Annotated in this window: 4 protein-coding genes; 2 read left to right on the top strand and 2 right to left on the bottom strand. The window is 55.7% G+C overall.

Annotated elements, in window-relative coordinates:
* Positions 1-89: 89 nt before the first annotated feature.
* Positions 90-2,951 (top strand): two-component system sensor histidine kinase RcsC, encoded by a 2,862-nt coding sequence (gene rcsC, locus ABIC79_RS05160; protein ID WP_013574619.1) that lies wholly within the window; start codon positions 90-92, stop codon positions 2,949-2,951.
* Positions 2,952-3,027: 76 nt separating this feature from the next.
* On the opposite strand, the gene rcsB is transcribed toward rcsC, so the two are convergent.
* Positions 3,028-3,678 carry a response regulator transcription factor RcsB gene (gene rcsB / locus ABIC79_RS05155; RefSeq protein ID WP_013574620.1) on the bottom strand — a complete coding sequence of 217 codons (651 nt, stop codon included), beginning with the start codon at positions 3,676-3,678 and terminating at the stop codon, positions 3,028-3,030.
* A gap of 4 nt (positions 3,679-3,682) precedes the next feature.
* On the bottom strand, positions 3,683-6,376 hold the full coding sequence (gene rcsD, locus ABIC79_RS05150) for a phosphotransferase RcsD (protein ID WP_013574621.1): 2,694 nt from the start codon (positions 6,374-6,376) through the stop codon (positions 3,683-3,685).
* Between the two features lie 870 nt (positions 6,377-7,246).
* Between rcsD and ABIC79_RS05145 the strand changes: the two genes are divergently transcribed.
* On the top strand, positions 7,247-21,046 hold the full coding sequence (locus tag ABIC79_RS05145) for an Ig-like domain-containing protein (protein WP_354566603.1): 13,800 nt from the start codon (positions 7,247-7,249) through the stop codon (positions 21,044-21,046).
* The last annotated feature ends 42 nt before the right edge of the window (positions 21,047-21,088 follow it).

Below are 21,088 nucleotides of genomic sequence, written 5' to 3'. Positions count from 1 at the left end.
TGCATTATGCGGCGCTTTTTAGAAAGTCTGGCAATAGTGTATCCTGATCCCCATTCCGCTCGCTGAGCCGTTTTGCTAATGGTTAATCCTTGAAATATCTTGCTTCGTTTCGCACAACGCTAAAAATCTCCCGTTATCTTTTCCGGGTGCTGGCGCTTATGTTGTGGACACTGGGTGTGCTGCTGACCACCTTTTATGTGCTGAATATTTTCCATAACAAAGAATCCGAGATCCGCGATGAGGACAATCTCAATTACGATCTGGCGCAGAGTTACATCAAAAATTCCAATGATGTGATGCACAGCATTAAGTTTATGGCTGAGAATCGCCTGAGCGCTTCAGTGAACGGGCTGGATATCATCAACGGCATAATCAGCACTAAAAACACGGCGCCGTCTTATCTCTCATTGTTCCCTGAGTCCGACTGCTCGCAGATTAATGATAGCTACCGTAATTCGCTGGCTTCGCTGGGTAACATGATCCATTACTGGAAAGACAACTTTTCCGATGCCTACGATCTCAATCGCGTGTTCCTCATCAGTGGCGAGAGTTTGTGTCTGGTTGATTTTGGTATCAGCAGCGAACCGTTCGAGCGCGAAAGCCAGGAACAGTTGAAATCATTGCATGAAAAAATTATGCAATATCGCAACAGTAAGAGCACAGATAAAGAAAACAGCCTGTACTGGGTGTCGCAGTCCGGCAGTAAAGACTCCGGAAATTTGTATGTGCTGACCCCGATTTATGTCGGCAATAAACTCGAAGCGCTGATGGGTATTCAGCAAAATCTGCGCGCCGAAGATTTGTTGAATCCGAATTCACAGCACACCGCCGTGACGTTGCTGGATGAAGACGATCAGCCGCTGCTGGGGATTTCCGAGGACGGGCACTACAGCGCCGCGCCGGGCGATTATCCGCAGGCCAGTTCATTCTTCGGGTATGTAAATGGTTATAAAGATTTGGTCTACAAAAAGCCGCTGACACCGTCCTCGCTGAGTGTGGTGTATTCCATGCCGTTTAATACGGTGATCGAGCGATTTAAGATCCTGATTTTTAATGCGGTTTTACTGAATATATTCTCCGGCCTGTTATTGTTTATTCTGGCCTGGGTTTTTGAGCGCAAAATGTTTTTACCGGCCGAGGAAAACGCATTCCGGCTTGAAGAACATGAACAGTTCAACCATAAAATCGTGGCCTCAGCGCCGGTCGGCATTTCCATTTTGCGTATCAGCGATGGCGTTAACATTCTGAGTAATGAACTGGCGCATAATTATATCAGCATGCTGACGCAGGAAGACCGGCAGCGTATTACGCGGATCATCTGCGATCAGCAGACCAATTTCGTCGATGTCATCACCAAGAACAATAACAACATCCAGCTAAGTTTCGTGCATTCACGCTACCGTAATGAAGACGTGGCGATTTGTGTGCTGATCGACGTCAGTGCGCGCGTGAAAATGGAAGAGTCTTTGCAGGAAATGGCTAATGCGGCCGAGCAGGCCAGCCAGTCGAAATCAATGTTCCTGGCAACCGTCAGCCATGAATTGCGCACGCCGCTTTACGGTATCATCGGCAACCTGGATTTACTGCAAACGCAAGGGTTGCCTCAGGGCGTTGACCGTCTGGTGACGGCAATGAATAACTCGTCGGCACTGCTGCTGAAAATCATCAGCGACATTCTCGACTTCTCCAAAATAGAATCCGAGCAGCTGAAAATCGAGCCGCAGGAATTCTCCTGTCGCGAAGTGATCACTCACATTGCCGGTAACTATTTGCCGCTGGTGGTGAAAAAGCGTCTGGGACTTTACTGCTTTATCGAACACAACGTGCCGTTGTCATTCAATGGCGATCCGGTGCGTCTGCAACAGGTCATCTCCAACATCCTGAACAATGCGATTAAATTTACCGACACCGGCTGCATTGTTCTGAATGTCAGAACCTGCGGAAACTATCTTGAGTTTCAGGTGCGCGATACCGGCGTCGGGATCCCTGAGCGCGAAATCACCCGCCTGTTTGATCCGTTCTTCCAGGTCGGAACCGGCGTGCAGCGCCATTTCCAGGGCACCGGTCTGGGGCTGGCTATCTGTGAAAAGCTGATTAACCTGATGGATGGCGATATTGAGGTGGAATCGGAACCGGGGTTGGGCAGTTCGTTTACGGTGCGTATTCCGCTCTACAACGCCACTTTCCCGTCGGGTGAGCCGCTGGACAACTGGCAGGACAAAACGGTCTGGCTGGATGTGCGCAATGCTTATCTGGAAAGTTACCTGATGCAACTGATGCGTTATCACGGCGCGAATGTTCAGCGCTGCGAGCCGGAACTGCAAAGCCAGCGGGAAGATGTACTGATTACTGACACGCCGCTGATCCATAAGGGCGAACTGGCCGCACAGATTGAATTTTCCATCGGCCATATCGGGCCGCCAGTCGAAACGCGTCCGGGTTACTGGATCCATAGTACGTCCACACCACTGGAAATCACTGCGCTGCTCAACCGGATTTACCGTCTCGAGACGACAGCGGAAGAGGGCGGCTCAGCGACGCCGGAATCCGCTGTGGCGCAGGATTACAGCGATATTACCTTGCTGGTGGTGGATGATCATCCGATTAACCGCCGTCTCCTGGCGGATCAACTGGGCACGATGGGCTATATCGTGGTGACGGCGAACGACGGGATTGACGCACTGGATGCCATGCGCGCGCATGAAATTGATATTGTGCTCAGCGACGTCAACATGCCGCGCCTCGACGGTTACGGGCTGACGGCAAAACTGCGCGAACTCGGCCATACCTTACCGGTGATCGGCGTCACCGCTAACGCGCTGGCGGAACAACGGCAGCGTTGTCTGGAAGCGGGTATGGATAACTGTTTATCCAAGCCAGTCACACTGGAAACCCTGCGCGATACGCTGCGTTATTACAGTGCGCTGGTTCGCAGAAAGCGACAATCCTGACGGACGACGTCGGAAAATACAAAAGGCACCGTTAGGTGCCTTTTTCACGTCTGAACCTACATAACGCCCTGAAGCGTTAGTCTTTATCTACCGGCTGGGAGCTGACGGAAGACAGATAGTTCAGCAGGGCGATATCGTTTTCCACGCCCAGTTTCAGCATCGCAGATTTCTTCTGGCTGCTGATGGTTTTAATGCTGCGGTTCAGCTTTTTGGCAATCTCAGTCACCAGGAAACCTTCTGCGAACAGGCGCAGAACTTCGCTTTCTTTCGGAGACAGGCGTTTGTCGCCGTAACCGTTGGCGCTGATTTTTTCCAGCAGTTTTGCCACGCTGTCCGGCGTGAACTTTTTGCCTTTCTGCAATGCGGCCAGCGCTTTTGGCAGGTCAGTTGGCGCGCCTTGCTTGAGCACAATCCCCTCGATATCCAGATCCAGTACAGAACTCAGGATCGCCGGATTATTGTTCATGGTCAGAACAATGATGGATAACTGCGGGTAGTGGCGCTTGATGTATTTGATCAGGGTGATGCCATCGCCGAATTTATCGCCCGGCATGGACAGGTCAGTGATCAGCACATGAGCATCAAGTTTGCTTAAGCTGTTAACCAGTGCAGTTGAGTCTTCGAACTCGCCTACAACATTCACCCATTCAATTTGTTCAAGGGACTTACGAATACCAAACAGGACGATAGGATGGTCATCAGCAATAATTACGTTCATATTATTCATGTGATTAGCTACCTTGCTGGAGCAGTCTGGAGACAAAAGAATCAATGTGGTTGATGGTTTCAGTAATCTGTAACGCATCGCCATCTGCGATGTATTGTTCTAACGATTCACACATTTGCTTGCCTGGGGTCAGGTTCAGCATAGCGAACACTCCCTTGAGACGATGTGCTGTTTGGGAAAGTGATGTGAAATCACGACGTTGGTTTTCATTATACAGTTTCTCAAGATCTTCCGGTACTGTCTCGACGAAAAGCTGATAGTAATCGCTTGATTTTAGCTGCTTTTCATAAAGGTCGAGAGAGTCTTCGCCGGGCTCTTCGGGTGAAACACTGTCATCGGATACAGAAAATTGCTGTTCGATTAACAGTAAGGTTGCGTCTATCAGCGCATTGCTGATGTTGTAATTGACGCGAATATAATGCTTTTCAAGCTGCTGGAATCCCGACTCATCGTCAGTCAGCAGCAGGGTAAATTTGTCACTGTTTTGCGGGTTATCTGTCAGTAAAACATCATATTCCCGCGCGACCTGACGATCGTCAGCCACGATGCACACCGCGCCGTAAGCGTTCATGGTCCGGGTCACAATACCGCGAACTTCCTCTGATGTGATATCGAGTAATACCGTCACATCATTGAGTAATTTCTCGTCTTCCGCTTCGATTTCCTGCGCTTCCTGACGTTGTTTAACACGTACAGTATAGCGTGTGCCGATGTTGAGCTTGCTGCGGATTTCCAGCTGACCGCCCAGTTTTTTGCACAGCTGATTACACAGGAAAAATGTCAGCCCGGAACCGTGGTTAAAGCGATCGACTAACGTCTGGCTAAGGAAAGGATAATTCAGATTACTCAATTCTTCTTTGGAAATTCCGCTACCCGTATCGTTTATGTGGAAAATCAGCTGATCCGGGCGATCTTCGTCCTGTTCGCTGGTCAGGGTCACCTTGCCCAGCGATGTGGTAACAATGGCATAATCGAGCAGCAGGGACAGAATTTTCTTCACTGCCTGCATATCGCCGACAAAGGCCGCTTCAGGGGCAATCTGGAAATGATTCAGCAACCCGAGGCCTTTCTGATTCAGGCGGGGCAGGGCCTCAAGCAACAGCTCATCTACCAGGGTTGAAAGCACGTACTTATCGTTCGCCGGTTGCCAGTCCTGAGTTTCCAGACGGGTCAGCAGCGTAATGTTATCAACCAGCGTCAGCGCGTTACGCGACTCACTCAGGAGTTTGCTTTCCAGCGCCTGACGTTCTTCCGGTTTCTGTTCTTCCACTAACGCCACGGCCAGCCCGTTCAGTTCCTGCAATGGCTGATTCAGCTCAATGCCCAGATTATGCAGCATCAGTTTGCGTGCCTGCAGGTTCTTCTCAAACTCACGTTTGGCCTGTTGCAGCGTGCGGTTCACCATCACTTCTTTATCCTGATCGTGGAGCATAAACAGGTAAGTTTCCGGCGAAATCTGGCTGCGGATCATGCGGATTTCATAAACTTCGTTATTGACGGTCGCCTGTATCGTGCCGTGATGCTGCTCGGCCATATTGGCAATTTTGTTCAGACTCAGATGCGGTAATAACTGGTCAGCAATTTTATTACTGAGGATCACGCTGTGGTTGCTGAAGTTATACACCAGTAAACCGAGCGGCAGACCCGAAATGATTTCCTGATTCAGCGCCTGCTGCATCTGTAATTGTGCCGCCATATTCTCGCTCGGGCGGATGTACTGATGGCGAATGAAATAGATACTGGTCATCGCCAGCCCGATCAGGAACAGGTTAATCAGGATCAGCCAGAAGTTATTACGTGAAAGATCAACCACAAGGCTGAACAGCGGAACGTGGTAGGTGAGTGACAGCGGTGAATTTCTCAGCGGCACATCAAACACCAGCGACCATCCCTGCATCACGATGCTGCTGGCCGCCGGATTATCATCGGCCGGATCACCTTCATTGACCGCCGTGGTGTTGCCATTAAGCTGGAAATTATCTCTCGACATACTGTAAGGGATAAGATCACTCATCGGTAAATCGAAGGCAATCACGGTCGCCAGATGTCCCGGATTATTAAAGGTGGTGCGCAGGGAGAAGGAATAGTCGTTACTCTGGCGCGATTTGCGCAGAGGAGAATAACTTTCGCGTTCGTCCAGCGTGTTCGCCTGCTGCAACATTTCGGCACGGCGTGATTGCAACGTGCTGGTGAAATAGTTTTCCTTCAGGCGGGAGTCTTGCAACTGCAGCGGCACCGTGGTGATCAACAACATGCTGTTATCCTGACCGTTCAGGTAATACAGCGAATAAGGGTGAGTTGTTGAGCCCCACTGGTCATCCAGGAAGGATGAAATTTTCAGGGTTAAATCCAGCGTGGAACTGTCGTGTGCACCGAAAATCAGCGCATCAGTTTTCTTGTGAGGCTTGGAGACAAAATACATATCCTGACGCAGGCGGATTTCCTGCGCACTGACGGCATCCGCCGCCATCGGCTGGCCGGTGAAATTGTCGTAAATCTGGTAGGTCATGTAGCGATACTTATCGATGCGCTTTTGCAGCAAGTCAGCGGTATTTTGCACCGTGCGCAGTTTGTCGTTCAGATAAGCATTGGTGTAGTTATACCCGTAAAGGCCGAGCCCCATAGCCAGCAACAAAATGAACAACCAAAAGAATCGCGTGATATTGGTTGATGTCAGCGATAAATATTTACCAGCCATGATGATGAGTTTTTTCCTTCATTCTTGTAATGACGCTTTTAGCGGACGACGGTTTTTGCACAAACAGTGGTACACAACATCGTTGCCGCAACGCAACCTGATGCAACAGATAAACTGCTGACCTGCGCGATAAACCGGTCAGCGCAGAACCCGCTAAAGCCAGGTTGCGAAATATGTTCAGCGAACATTTCCTGTGAGGGCGGTGCAGTTATCGGGCCGTGAGGCATGTTGTGAAAATCCCTTTGCGTTTAAAAAATTAAGCCTTTATCCGCCCACAGACGCACTGGGCGGACACTTTATCAGAAAGCATAAGTGCTGTGATTGCGCATAGTCCTAATTATGTGTTTGCCAAATACCCTTTTGCCATAAAATCTACAAGGCGATCACACAATTGATAAGTTAATTTGATCGATTATCTGACTGTCTGTTGCTTAATTTTGTTAACAATAACACCATGTATATTGTGTGGGTAATTTATTAATTTGTTGTTTTTTATAATAATAAAATTATCTGCATAGCGTTAAACCAAAATTTAACATCTGTCAAACTGATGATTTGACTTTTTTTAATGAATTATTTCAATCTTAATGATTATGTCTTTTTATGGCGATTAACTCAAATCATGCATATAACTTATGGAGTTTCGGGAAAAAATACCGAAATGATGGTTAACCAAAGCCCCTAAAAAATATATAAATTTAATAACAGCCGTTTTTGTTTGTTTTGTAGCCTGTGGCAATACCTCACACCAGTTGGAAGTTTATCCATTTTTCTTAATGGTCTTCATTACCCGCTGAACCGCTTTTTACCTGAAAAGGAAGAGCGGTATTTAGCGTGTATGGACAACAACTGGCGTAACAGGGGTACAACATGGCTCAGAACGGTAGCGTTGTTATTGATATTCTTTCTCGTACTAATGGTGCAGTAATCTCACAGGTTTCAAACGCCAGTCAGGACGTAACTCTTAATCAAATCAGCATAGTACGCGTACACGCGACCCGTGACGTGGTCACCCGCTATGAGCGTGTGGGGAATGATCTTGTTATTCACATGAAAGACGGACGCACCGTCCGCTATCACAGTTTCTTCGATACAGATGGCAAGGGGAATCACAGCGAACTGATTTTTGATGATGGTACCCACCCGATCGAACATGCCGCGTTTGTCGATACCGGCGCAACAGCGGGGGCAACCCCGATCGTTCCCGCTTATGAAACCATTCCTGATGCCGGGGCGCTGGTACTCGACTCCTCTAATTTTGATCCCGCTGTTTTAGGTGCCGTGCTGGGCGTTGTCGCACTGGGTGCCGGGATCGCAATTGCCGCAGGTGGCGGCGGTGGTGGTGGCGGTGGCAGCAGCAGTAATAACGGTGGCAGCGATGGCGGCGGAAACACTGACGGTGGGAATACCGGTGGCGGGAATACTGGTGGCGGAAACACCGGTGGCGGAAACACCGGCCAGACCGCAACGTTATCGCTGGGCGCATTTGCCGGTGACAACACCCTTAACGCCACGGAATCGCGTTTAGCACAAATCTTTTCAGGCACCGCAAGTAACGTGGCCGCAGGCGAGACCATTACCCTGACCATCAACGGTAAAACCTACACCAGTACCGTAGGCGCTGACGGCAAATGGAACATCAATCTGCCGACGGTAGATTTACAAAATCTGGCAGATGGTACTTACGTGGTGTCCGTCACTGTCACCGGCACTGATGGCAAATCGGTTACTCAGGGGATCACCGTTGTCGTGGATAAAACCCCGCCGGTGGTCTCGCTCGATCCTGTCGCCAGTGACAACATTCTTGACGCCGTTGAGCATCAGCAACCGCTGACAGTGACCGGCACAGCTTCTGTCTCTGAAGCCGGGCGCACACTGGTCGTTACCCTCAATGGCACGCAATACAACACGACGGTCGGTGCTGATGGCACCTGGTCGGTGACAATACCCGCCAGCACGGTTTCCGCGCTTGCTGAAGGCAATTATACGCTGACCGCGTCACTGACCGATGCCGCAGGAAACTCGACCACTACACCGGAAAGTTTCGTTATCAGCGACAGCGCCGGTATTTTGATGGTCAACCCGATCTCAGGTGATGGTCAGCTCAATGCCAGTGAAGCGCAAAGCGCGCTGGTGATCACCGGTACCACATCCAATGTCCCTGCGGGCACGCAGATCACGGTGACAATCGGCGGCGTGGCATATCAGACCACAACAACAGCGGAGGGGGGCTGGAACCTGAGTCTTTCTCCTGCCCGGTTGCAGGCGCTGACTGATGGCCCGACGACCGTAACCGTCAGCCTGGTCGATAGTCAGGGCAATACCATCAGTCAGACGACAGATCTGAATGTTGCTATCCATGGCGTTCCGCCGACGCTTGATCCGGCTTTCGGCGGTGACAATACGCTCAATGGCAGTGAATCCATCACCAGCCAGACATTGACGGGGAACACGGGTCTCACCGGCGATGGTCAGACCGTGACTGTCACCCTTGGTGGCCAGCAAATTACCGGCACGGTTACGCCAGACGGTATCTTCACCGTGACGGTTCCGCCTTCAGTACTCGGTAACCTGCCGCAGGGCAGCAATAATATCGTGGTCACCGTGACGGACCCGGCGGGCAATCACAACACCATTACCACGCCAGTCAGCATCGATACTGTCGCCCCAACCCTTGCTATCAATCCGCTGGCGGGCGACGGCCAAATCAGTCTGGCCGAAGCTGCAGGCGCACTGACCCTGTCAGGTACCGCCTCGGCAGCAGATGCAGGCAGAACGGTTACCATCACCATTGACGGCCAGACATTTACCGCCGTTGTCGGTGATGACGGCGCATGGAGCACACAAATCCCGGCTGGCACGCTGACCGGTCTGAACGGTGATTTCCCGATCAGCGCCACCCTGACGGATGCGGCGGGCAACACCACCACCAGCACCAGCCCGCTGCATGTTGCTGCCGATTCCACTCTTCAGCCGGGCATTTCAGTGAATGCATTTGGCGGCGATGACGCCGTTGACGGCGCGGAAGTCCAGACGGCGCAGGTGCTGAGCGGGACCACTACCCGCGTCGAAGCGGGTCAGATCGTCACCATTACGCTCAACGGCAATACCTATGAAGCCACGGTGCAGGCCAGCGGCAACTGGAGTGTGATCATTCCGGCAGCCGATATGGTCACGCTGACCGACGGTACCCAAACCCTCAATGTCAGCGTGTCTGATAAAGCCGGTAACCCGGCGACCGGCACTGATACTTTCGAGGTTGATACCTCTCAGAACGGTATTGCGATTGACCCGGTAACGGGTGATAACGTCATCAACGCAGTGGAAACTGCAAACGGCATTGAAATCAGTGGTACCACTCTGGGGGTAGCGGAAAACGCCATAGTCACCGTGCAGTTCGGCTCGCTGTTTAAAACAGCCACGGTAGGGGCGAATGGCAGATGGTTCATGCTGTTAAGCACGGGCGAGATCGAGGACATTCAAGGAAGCAATCCAGATCTCAACAGCATTTCTGCCACTGTCGAAGGGCCTGGTGGAATAATTTTATCGAACAGTATTAATATCGGTATCGATAACACCAATCCTCTTCCCACTCTCAATACCCCGTTTGGCGATAGTCTGCTCAATGCGACTGAAGCCGCCGCCGGGCAGACTCTCAGCGGTACCACTGGAAAATCGGGTGATGGTCAAACCGTCACCGTCACATTAGGCGGGAAAACCTATAACGCGACTGTGGCCGCAGACGGCAACTGGTCAGTTCAGGTTCCGGCAGCAGATTTGCAGGCGTTGCCACAGGGCAATGTGGCGATTGCCGTCACTGCCACTGACGGCGCTGGCAATACCGCCACGTTAAACAGTAACGCTACGGCTGATTTCACCGCGCCGCTTCTGACTGTTAACCCGGTTTCCGGCGACGGATACATCAACGCCTCTGAAGCGGCTGAGGGGGTGACGATCACCGGAACTGCCTCGATTTCGGAAGCCGGACGCACCGTCACCGTCACCCTCAACGGTGAAACCTATACCGGCATTGTGCAGCCAAACGGCCAGTGGAATGTTGCCGTGCCAGCCACCGCATTCAATGGTGTGGCAGACGGCAGCTATCCGGTGAGCGTCCAGTTGTCCGATGCGGCGGGCAACAGCACAACGGTTAACTCCGGCGTGCAGCTTGCAGCCGATGCGGCGAACGGCCCGACCATCACCGTTAATACCTTTGCGGGTAATAATGTGCTGGATGGAGCAGAACAACAAACCGCGCAGCAGCTCAGCGGTTCAACCTCCCGTGTTGAAGCGGGTCAGACAGTCCTGATCCTGCTGAATGGCCATTCTTATACGGCAGTGGTGCAGCCAAGCGGAAGCTGGAGCGTCAGCGTTCCGGCGGCGGATCTGGCGACCATCGCCAACGGCACCACACAAATTAGCGTGTCAGTGGCGGATAAAGCGGGAAATGTGGCGACAGGCAGCGAAACCCTGATCGTCAACAACCTGCTCAGCGGGCTGGCGGTGAATCCGGTGGCGGGCGATAACCAGCTCAATGCCGGTGAAGCCGCCGCAGGAATTACCCTCAGCGGCACCTCCAGCAACGTGCCGGTAAATGGCGTGGTGACCATCACGCTGAACGGTAAAATTTATACGGCAACCGTCGGCACGGGCGGTGCCTGGAGTGCGCAGATCCCGGCAGCCGATCTGGCGCTGCTCAGTGACGGCACTAACACCGTGAAAGTCAGCGCGACTGATGCGGCAGGCAATCCGGTGTCCGGCAGCAGTGACTTCGGTGTGATCATCCATTCCCTCCCTGACGCGACGCTCAACACGCCGTTTGGCGATACGCAGCTCAATGCCAGTGAAGCGGCAGCAGGTCAGACGCTGACCGGCAGCACCGGGGTCAGCGGCGACGGACAGACTGTCATCGTTACCGTCGGCGGGACAGATTACACCGCCACGGTGGATGCCAGCGGGAACTGGAGCGCCACCGTCCCTGCCGGAGATTTGCAAACCCTTCCTCAGGGACCCGGGGCGGTGCTGGTGGCCGTCACGGATGCGGCAGGCAATACCAGCAATCTCAGTACGCCGGTAACTATTGATACCGTCGCGCCAGTAGTCACCATCACCACACCGGTCGCGGGCGACGGCACCATCAATGCCGCAGAAGCCGGGGCGATTATTCCGGTCAGCGGCACGGCGGGCGCGGGTGAGGCGGGCGATACCGTCACCATCAGCATTGGCGGATACACTTATACCGGCACTGTGGCAGCAGGCGGCGGCTGGACAGTCAACATTCCGGCCGATGCGCTGGCAAACGTGGCGAACGGCACCTATACCCTGACCGCCACGGTGACCGATGCCGCCGGTAACGCAGGCACCGCAACCGCACCGGTCACTGTGACAGCGGATCCGGCATTGCTGCCGACAATCGACATTGACCTCTTTGCCGGAGACGGCACCCTTGACGGCGCGGAACGTATGAACCCGCAAACCGTCAGCGGAACGACCACCCATGTGGAAGCCGGACAAATCGTCACCGTGACCATCGGCGGCATTGATTATCAGGCTACAGTGCTGGCCAGCGGTGCATGGAGCGTCAGCGTACCGGCTGCCACCTTGCAGACCCTGCAAAATGGCGCGGCAACCATTGAGGTTTCTGTCGCCGATAAAGCCGGTAATCCGGCGAACAACAGCGAAGACTTCACCGTTAACAGCGCGCTGGGCGGTGTGACCATCAATCCGATCACCGGCGATAACAAAATCGACGCTACGGAAGCGGCTGCGGGTTTTGATATCAGCGGTAAAACCGCCAACGTGCCGGAAGGAACGCCGGTAACCGTTAAACTGGGTACGGTGACCTACACCACGCAGACCGATGCTGACGGTAACTGGACAGTTAACGTTCCGGCGTCTGACGTTGCCAGTCTGGCGGATGGCACCAGTCACGTAATTGCCTCGACTGTCACCACGGATCAGGGGCCGGTGACCACCACCCAGGATTTGGGCATCTACGCCACATTGCCGGAGCCAACGCTCAACACCCCGTTTGGCGATGGTTTGCTGAGCAGCGCGGAAGCCGCCACCGATCAGACACTGACCGGTAAAACCGGACTGACCGGCGACGGTCAGACGGTGACGGTTACCCTTGACGGCGTCCCTTATACCGGCACGGTTGCCACTGACGGTAGCTGGACCGTGACCATTCCTGCCGCGGATTTGCAGGGCCTCGGTGAAGGCACGAAGACCATCACTGTTGATGTGACAGACGCGGCGGGTAACACCGCAACCTTACCGGGTTCCGTGAATGTGGACTTCACACCGCCTCCGCTGACGCTGGATAACGTGGCGACGGACAATGTGATTAACGCTGCCGAAGCTGGCGCACCGATCACCCTCAGCGGGACCAGTGATCCGGCCGATGCAGGACAGTCAGTGACACTGACCTTTAACGGACAAACCTATACCGCAGAGGTGCAACCAGACGGTAGCTGGAGCACCACCATTCCGGCGAATACCCTCAACGGTCTGGCGGATGGCAGCTATCCGCTGACCACCACACTGACGGATGCAGCGGGTAATACCACCACTTTGCCACCGGTCAATATCGGGATCGCGACCAATAACGTCCCTGTGCCGGACATTGATACACCGTTTGGCGATACCTATCTCAACCTGACCGAGTCCGGCCAGTCGCAAACCATCACCGGCAGCATTGGTGCGACGGCTGACGGCCAGACGGTCGTGGTTTCCTTAGGCGGTGAAGACTATCCGGCGACGCTGAACCCGAACGGCACCTGGAGTGTCACGATTCCGGCGGCTGATTTAGGGGCGCTGGACAATGGCAGTCTGCCGCTGAGCGTGACGGTCACGGACGCCGCCGGTAACACTGGCACCACCAGCTCGCAAATCACGGTTGACCGCACGGCGCCAGTTCTCAGTATTAATGACGTGGCGACCGACAACATCATCAACGCGGCTGAGTCCCTGCAACCGGTGGTGATCAGCGGTACGGCCGGTCTGGACGATACCGGACGTACGGTGTCTGTAGTGCTGAGTTTCAACAACGTCAGCTACACGGCAACCGTGCAGCCCGATGGCACCTGGAGCTTCACGCTGCCAAGTACCGTCGTGCAGTCGCTGACGGATACCACTTATACGCTGACCGCCACGATCACCGATGCGGCAGGCAACAGCACGACAGCCACGCAGACCTTCAGTGTGGATGCGAATGTCGCTAATTTGCCGACGCTGACGATTACAGCCGTGTCCGGCGATGATTACATTAATGCGGCGGAGAAAGGCGCGGATATTCCGATCACCGGGACATCCACCAATCTTGAAGTCGGGCAGACGGTGGTGGTGAGCTTTAACGGCAAAAACTACAACGCCGTCGTCGGTGCGAATGGCGACTGGACGGCAACCGTGCCGCTGGCTGATCTGGGCACCTTGTCTGACGGACCGGTTACCGTTACAGCGACCGCCAGCGATGTGGCGGGTAACCCGGCATCCGCATCGCACAACGCCACTGTTATCACCCAGCCGGGCGACCTGCCAACCCTGACCATCAACGCCATTTCCGGCGATGATTACATCAATAGCACTGAACACAATCAGGGCATGATCGTGAGCGGAACCTCCACGCATGTGCCCGTGGGCGGTACGGTGACCGTGGTCATTACCGGCGAAAACTACACGGCGACCTATACCGCTACCGTGCAGGCTGACGGGAGCTGGAGCTTCCCGATGACGGCGGCGCAGGTTCAGGCGATGCCCGCCGGGAACAATACCTTCACAGCAACAGCGGATGATGTGGCGCAAAACGTAGCAACCAGCACGCATGATGTCACGGTTGATACAACTCCTCCGCTGCTGACTGTCGAGGTGGATACCGGCGGTGACGGCATCATCAATCTGGCAGAAGCCGCGCTGGGTGTGCCGGTGAGCGGGACGACGGATCCTAATCTGACGGTCAAAGTGACCTTCAATGGTAAGGATTACCTGACCACGGCCAACGATCAGGGAGTCTGGTCGCTGACCCTACCGGGCGTTGATGTGCAGGCACTCGCCACCGATGGCAGCAAAACCCTCGGCGTGAGCGTCAGTGATGCGGCCGGTAACATTGTGACTGCTTCAGGCAGTTTCACGCTGGCAACCCATTCGCTGCCAACCCTGACCGTCGGTGCTATTGCAGGCGACGGCGTGCTGAATATTGCTGAAGCCGCCGCAGGGTTTACCCTGAGCGGTACCAGTACCGGGCTGGTTGCGGGCACCACGGTGCTGGTCACTATTCCGGGGCTGGCGGATCCGATCACCGGTACCGTGAACGGCCTCGGAACAGGCTGGACAGCCGTCGTGGCACCGGGTCTGCTTAGCGGGCTGGACAACGGGCCGGTTCAGGTCAGCGTCTCCGCGACGGATACCGCGCTTAACCCGGCGTCTTCCAGTGCCAGTCTGAATGTGGTGCTGACCCAACCGGGTGTGCCAACCATTAATACGCCGTTTACCGACGGCGTGCTGAATGCCGCTGAAGCGGGCGCAACGCAGCTGATTACCGGCACCACCGGCATTACCGGCGCAGGTCAGACCGTGACGGTGACGATAGATGGCACGACGGTCACCGCGACCGTCGGCGCGGATGGTAACTGGACCGCCACCGTCCCTGCTTCTGTCTTGCAGGGGCTGACGGATGACACACACACTATTTCGGTGACGGCAACCGACAGTGCAGGTAACCCGAGCAGCGCAGCCGGTACCCTTGATTTCACGTCGGTAACGCAAATCCTGCCGCAGGCCGGAATCAATACACCGTTCGGTGATGGTGTACTGAATCTGGATGAAGCGACGGCGGGTGGCACCATTACCGGGACGACCGGTATCACCTCGCCGGGTCAGACGGTTACCGTCGTGATTAACGGTAATGCGGTGCCGGTGGTGGTGGATTCTGCTGCCGGAACCTGGAGTGTCACTCTGACACCCGCGCAGTTGCTGGGTTTACAGGATGGCACCTGGCCTGTTGTGGTGACGGTCACGGACAGCGCGGGTAACATCTCGCCGCTGACGACGTCGGTTGACGTACAAATCAACAACGTCCCGGCACCGGCAATCAATCTGCCGTTTGGTGACGGTACGCTAAATATTGCCGAATCCATTGACGTTAACGGGCAAACCCTTACCGGTACCACCGGCGTAACCGGAGCCGGGCAAACCGTCAGCGTGGCGATCGCGGGCATGACCGGCAGCCCGTTTACGGCAACGGTCGACCCGGACACCGGCAACTGGAGCCTTAACCTGACATCAGCGCAGCTCACTTCCCTTGGCACCGCGACGGCGTCACATCTGATTACCGTCACGGCCACCGACAGCGCGGGTAACCATACTGATGCGACACTGGCCTTCACCTCCTATCTGTCTGCCCCTGTGCCGGTTATCGACCCGCCATTTGGCGACGGCAATCTGAATATCACGGAAGCGGCTGATGTGAACGTGATTACCGGTAATACCGGCATCACCGGCAACAACCAGAACGTTAAACTGACCATTGATGTGAACGGCATTACCTATAACGCGACCGTCGATCCGCTGACCGGCGACTGGTCGGTAAGTCTGCCTGCAGGCGTGCTGAACTCTCTGGGCAGTGGTTTGCATGACATTAACGTCACCGTGACCGATGCCGCAGGCAACAGTACGCCTGCGACGTTGCCATTCACCAGCTATCTCACCGCGCCGGATGTCACCATCAACACGCCGTTTGGCGATGGTTATCTGAGCGCTGCGGAAGCCGCCACACCGCTAACCCTGAGCGGGACGACGGGGATTACAGGGGCGGGGCAAACCGTGGTGGTCACTATTGCCGGAATACCTCTTCCGGGTGTCACGGTGGATGCGGACGGTAACTGGACGGTGCCTGTGACGGCGGGCGAAATCGCCGATCTGCCGCAGGGCGCACAGCAAATCTCCGTGACGGTCACGGACGGCGGCGGCAACACCGGTTCGGCCTCGGCTGACGTTGGCATTGCCGTGACCCAACTGCCAGCCGTAGCAGTAACGTCCTTTGCCGGTGCCGGTTTTGATCTGACCTACGCCGAGAGCCAGAGCACGCAAACCATCACCGGTACGACGGTGAATGTGCAGGCGGGACAGCAGGTGACGGTCACTGTCGGCAGCATCAGCCATCAGGCAACGGTGCTGGGCGATGGCTCATGGAGTGTGACGCTGACACCGGCTGAGCTGGCTACGCTGAACAGCGCGGACACCATCACCGCTTCTGTCAATGATCTGGCGGGTAACACGGCAAACCTGCTGGCACCACAGGCCATCACGGTCAACCTGACGCCGCCAACATTCGCCATCACCATTGATCCGGTCACCGGTGACAACATCATTAACGTGGCGGATGGCAATCCGGCGAACATTACCCTTTCCGGTAAAACAGTGAATGTGCCGGATGGCACATTGGTCAACATCACCGTGGGAGGTGTTCCGCATCTGGCGACTGTCACTGCGGGAACCTGGTCTGTGGCTGTCTCTGCCACTGAATTTGTGAATGGCACGACCACCACGGTGACCGCATCAACGCTTATTCCGTTGACCAATGCCACACAAAGCGTGCTGGTGGATACCACCGCACCGACCCTGACTATCAGCGCCTTTACCGGCGACGATATTCTGAATAATACCGAGTCGAAATCCGCGCAACTGATTTCAGGGACGGCGGATACCAGCGAGGTGGGCCGGGTGGTTACGGTCACGCTGAATGGCAAAACTTACAGCGGCACCGTGCAGACAGGCGGTACCTGGTCTGTCAGCGTGCCCGCCGCCGATTTGCAGGCATTGCCGCAAGGGAATGGTGCGACCAACGTGATCTCCGCCACCCTGACGGATGCGGCAGGCAACGTGGGGACGGCGGTTCCGCATACGGTGAACGTCGATACGTCTGCGCCGTTGCTGGCGCTGGATGCGGTGGCCGGTAACAACGTCATCAATCTGGCGGAATCACTGCTCAACGTACTGGTGGGCGGGACCTCCAGCGGCGCGGACGGTCAGACCGTCAACGTCACACTGGGCGGTGCATCAATCGGTACGGCGGTTATCCAGCCGGGCGGGGCATGGTCGCTCAACCTGACACCTGAACAACTGATTTTACTCAACGATGGCACTCTGACACTGGCGGCCTCCGTGACCGATGCGGCGGGTAACACCACCAGCGTCAGCACCGGTCTGGATATCTTCTTTAACAAACTGCTTAATCTGAATGTCACCAGCGGGCTGGGGCTGACAGATGGATTCCTCAATCTGGCGGAATCGCAGGTAGCGCAAACCCTCAGCGGAACGGCGATTGGTGCGGGCGTGGGTTCAGTGGTGTCGACGGTTATCAACGGCACGCCGCTCTCGGCGATTGTCGGGGCTAACGGTGCGTGGTCACTGAACATTCCGGCGGCCTTGCTCGGTGCGCTGGGTGAAGGTCAGCAGGTGCTCAACCTGAACCTCACCGATGCGGCAGGGAATGTGAAAGCATCTGTGCTCAATCTGGACGTCATTAAAACGCTTCCGGTTCTGGGCGATCTGGATCCTCTGTTTGGTGGCAACGGTCTGCTGAATGCGGCGGAATCTCTGCTGGCACAAACCATTGGCGGCGTCGCGACAGCGGTTGACGGCACTCTGGTGACCGTGACGCTTGGCGGTAAAACCTACAACACTACCGTGACGGCGGGTACCTGGGATCTGCAGATCCAGCCGGGTGATCTGGGCGCGTTGCTGGATGGCAACCTGAATCTGGGCATCACCCTGACTGACCCGGCAGGCAACTCGTCTGCAACGAATATTCCGGTGGGGATTGCGATCCACAATCTGCCGCAGGTGGTGCTCGACACCGTGTTTGGCGACGGCGTGCTGAATATCGCCGATCTGCTGGTGAATCAGACCATCAGCGGCACGGTCTCTAACGTGGCTGCGGGGACAGCAATCGCAGTGCAGGTCGGAACGCAAACCATTGATGGCGTGGTCGATGCGACCGGGCATTTCCTGGTCACCGTCCCGCCGTCTGTTCTTGGTTTGCTGAGCGGCACGACCGCTGCGGTCAGCGTGACGGTAGCAGATGCTGCCGGTAACGTTGGCAGCGCGGCCGTGAACGCGGTGCTGGATCTGGTCAGGCCGGTCATTAACCTGACCTCAGTTCTGGGCGACGGCTTGCTGAACGCGGCTGACGCGCTGACGACCCAGGTGATTGGCGGTACGGTCACCGGTGTGGCGACGGGTACGCAGGTACAGGTCACGCTGGGCGGGAAAACCTTCCTCGGGGCGACCGATGCCAGCGGTGCATTCAGCATCACCCTGCAACCGGGTGACCTGAACGCGCTGGGGGATGGCACCTTCACGGTCGGGGTTTCTGTGACCGACAGTGTAGGCAATACCGCCACTACCAGCGGAACGCTGAACGCTATTATCAATGCGGTACCGAAAATTGTGCTGGATCCGGTCTTTGGTGCTGACGGTATTCTTAACGCCGCTGAAGCGCTGCTGACTCAAACCATCAGCGGTACGGTCACCAACGGCCAGGTCGGGGAAATCGTCAATATCAATGTCGGCGGCGGTCTGATTAACCTGACCGCTACCGTAGACAGCGACGGCAAATTCTCAGCGTCGCTGACGCCGCTGCAATTATCCGGCCTGCTTGACGGGAACCTCACCCTCGTCGCCTCAGTCACCGATGCGGTGGGTAACACGACCTCAAGTACCGTGGGCCTGAATGTCGGTATTAACAATCTGCCGTCGATTGTGCTTAACCCGCTGTTTGGCGATGGCGTGCTGAATGTGGTTGACCTGCTGACCGGACAAACCATCAGCGGTGTCGCGACCAACGTGGCGCAGGGCACGCAGGTGCAGGTTTCCCTGAATGGCAAAAATTATCTGGCGACGGTCGGTGCGGGCGGTGTCTTCAGTGTCACCGTGCCGGTGACCGATCTGACCGCCATCCTCAACGGCACGCAGTCGGTGGTCGCCAGCCTGACGGACGGATCCGGTAACGCGGCGTCGGTCACCGGCCTGCTGAGTGTGGTATCGCAGTCACTGCCAACCATCACGCTGAATCCGCTGTTTGGCGATGGTCTGCTGAACGCGGCAGATGCGCTGCTGACCCAAACCATCAGCGGTACCACGACTAACGCGCAGGGCTCAACGGTGACCCTGAACGTGGGCGGAAATACCCTGACGGCGCTGGTGAAAGCCGACGGCACCTTCAGTGTGGCGATTCCGCAGCTCACTCTGGCGGGCTTGCTCGACGGTACGCTGAACGTCGGTGCCTCAGTGACCAACGCCGCCGGTAACGCCGTCAGCGGCAGTGCTACAGCAACGGTGGGGATCCATACCTTGCCGACGCTGCTGGTCAATACCTTGTTTGGCGGAGACCAGTATCTCAATGCTGCAGAAGCCGGTGCGAATACCAATATTACCGGTACATCTAATCTGCTCAACGGCACGGTATCTGTAACGGTCGGCACCGTTACACACACCGGTACTGTCACTAATGGCGTCTGGAGCGTGCCGTTCACCTCTGCTGAATTGCAAGGACTGGCGGACGGTTCCACACAGGTCTCCGTGGTGGTGAGAGACAGTGTGGGTAACACCGCGACGTCTTCCAACCTGCTGAACGTCCTGACACATGATCTGCCGCTGGTGGCGCTGAATCCGGTTCTCGGGCTGACGCTCGGTCTGGTGAGCAATATCCTCGGGGGTCAGGGGCTGACGCTGAGCGGCACCAGCCGCAATATCGCGCAGGGCGGTCTGGTCAGCGTAACCCTGCTGGGGAATACGCTGGCGGGTACCGTGCAGGCAGACGGTTCGTGGACGGTGAAATTCAGCAGTGCGCTGCTGAGCAGCTACGGACTGGTGGGCCTGCTGTCGGCATTACTGGGATCGATTGTTGAACTGAAAGCCGTTGATGCCGCCGGTAACGGATTTGATGCCCATGTCGGGCTGACCGTCGGTTCATCATTACCGCCAGAAACCGCCACGCTGATGGCGACCTCTCTGTCTGCCGAGGATACCGACACGCATACACTGGCCGCCAGTGTGGTAGCCGATTCTACGACCACTTCTACATCGGAACCCACAGACACCACGCACGCCACCAGCACACTGGTCTCGTCGCTGGCGACTACGGAGTCTACTGCCACCACGACATCAGAAACCACCGCGCATGCTGATACTGCCTTCTCGATTGGCGGAGTCACTATCGATCTGACGGCAACGGACGGTGTCGCACTGGGTGGCACCGGCGATGACGTGATTGCAGTTCACACGCTGGACTTCGGTCTGATCGACGGCGGTACCGGTGTCGATACCTTGCTGCTGGCGGGCACCAATCAGCATCTGGATCTGACCCTGCTCGGGCTGAAAGTTGAGCATATCGACATCTTCGATTTGGGCAATTCCGGCACCAACAGTATCTCGCTGAACCTGCATGAGGCGCTGAGCGTGAAGGATAACCCGACCGATGAAGTGATCATCAAAGGCGGCGAGGGCAGTCTGGTGAATCTGCACATCGGCACTGACGGTGCGTGGAACGAAACCGGGCAACGCACGGTGGATGGCCTGACGTTCGACGTTTACCACAATACCTCAATAGAAGCCTCGAATACGCTGGGAGACGTTCTGGTGCAGCACGGTCTGCACGTTCAGCAAAGTTGATGTAGTGCGCCTCCCCCTGCGAAGGGGGAGGCGGAGAGGGGG

Origin of the sequence: Rahnella sp. 2050, assembly GCF_040544515.1 — a bacterium.
GTDB lineage: Bacteria > Pseudomonadota > Gammaproteobacteria > Enterobacterales > Enterobacteriaceae > Rahnella > Rahnella aceris.
The sequence above is the reverse complement of the archived record's forward strand: the minus strand, read 5'-3'. Positions and strand labels throughout refer to the sequence as shown.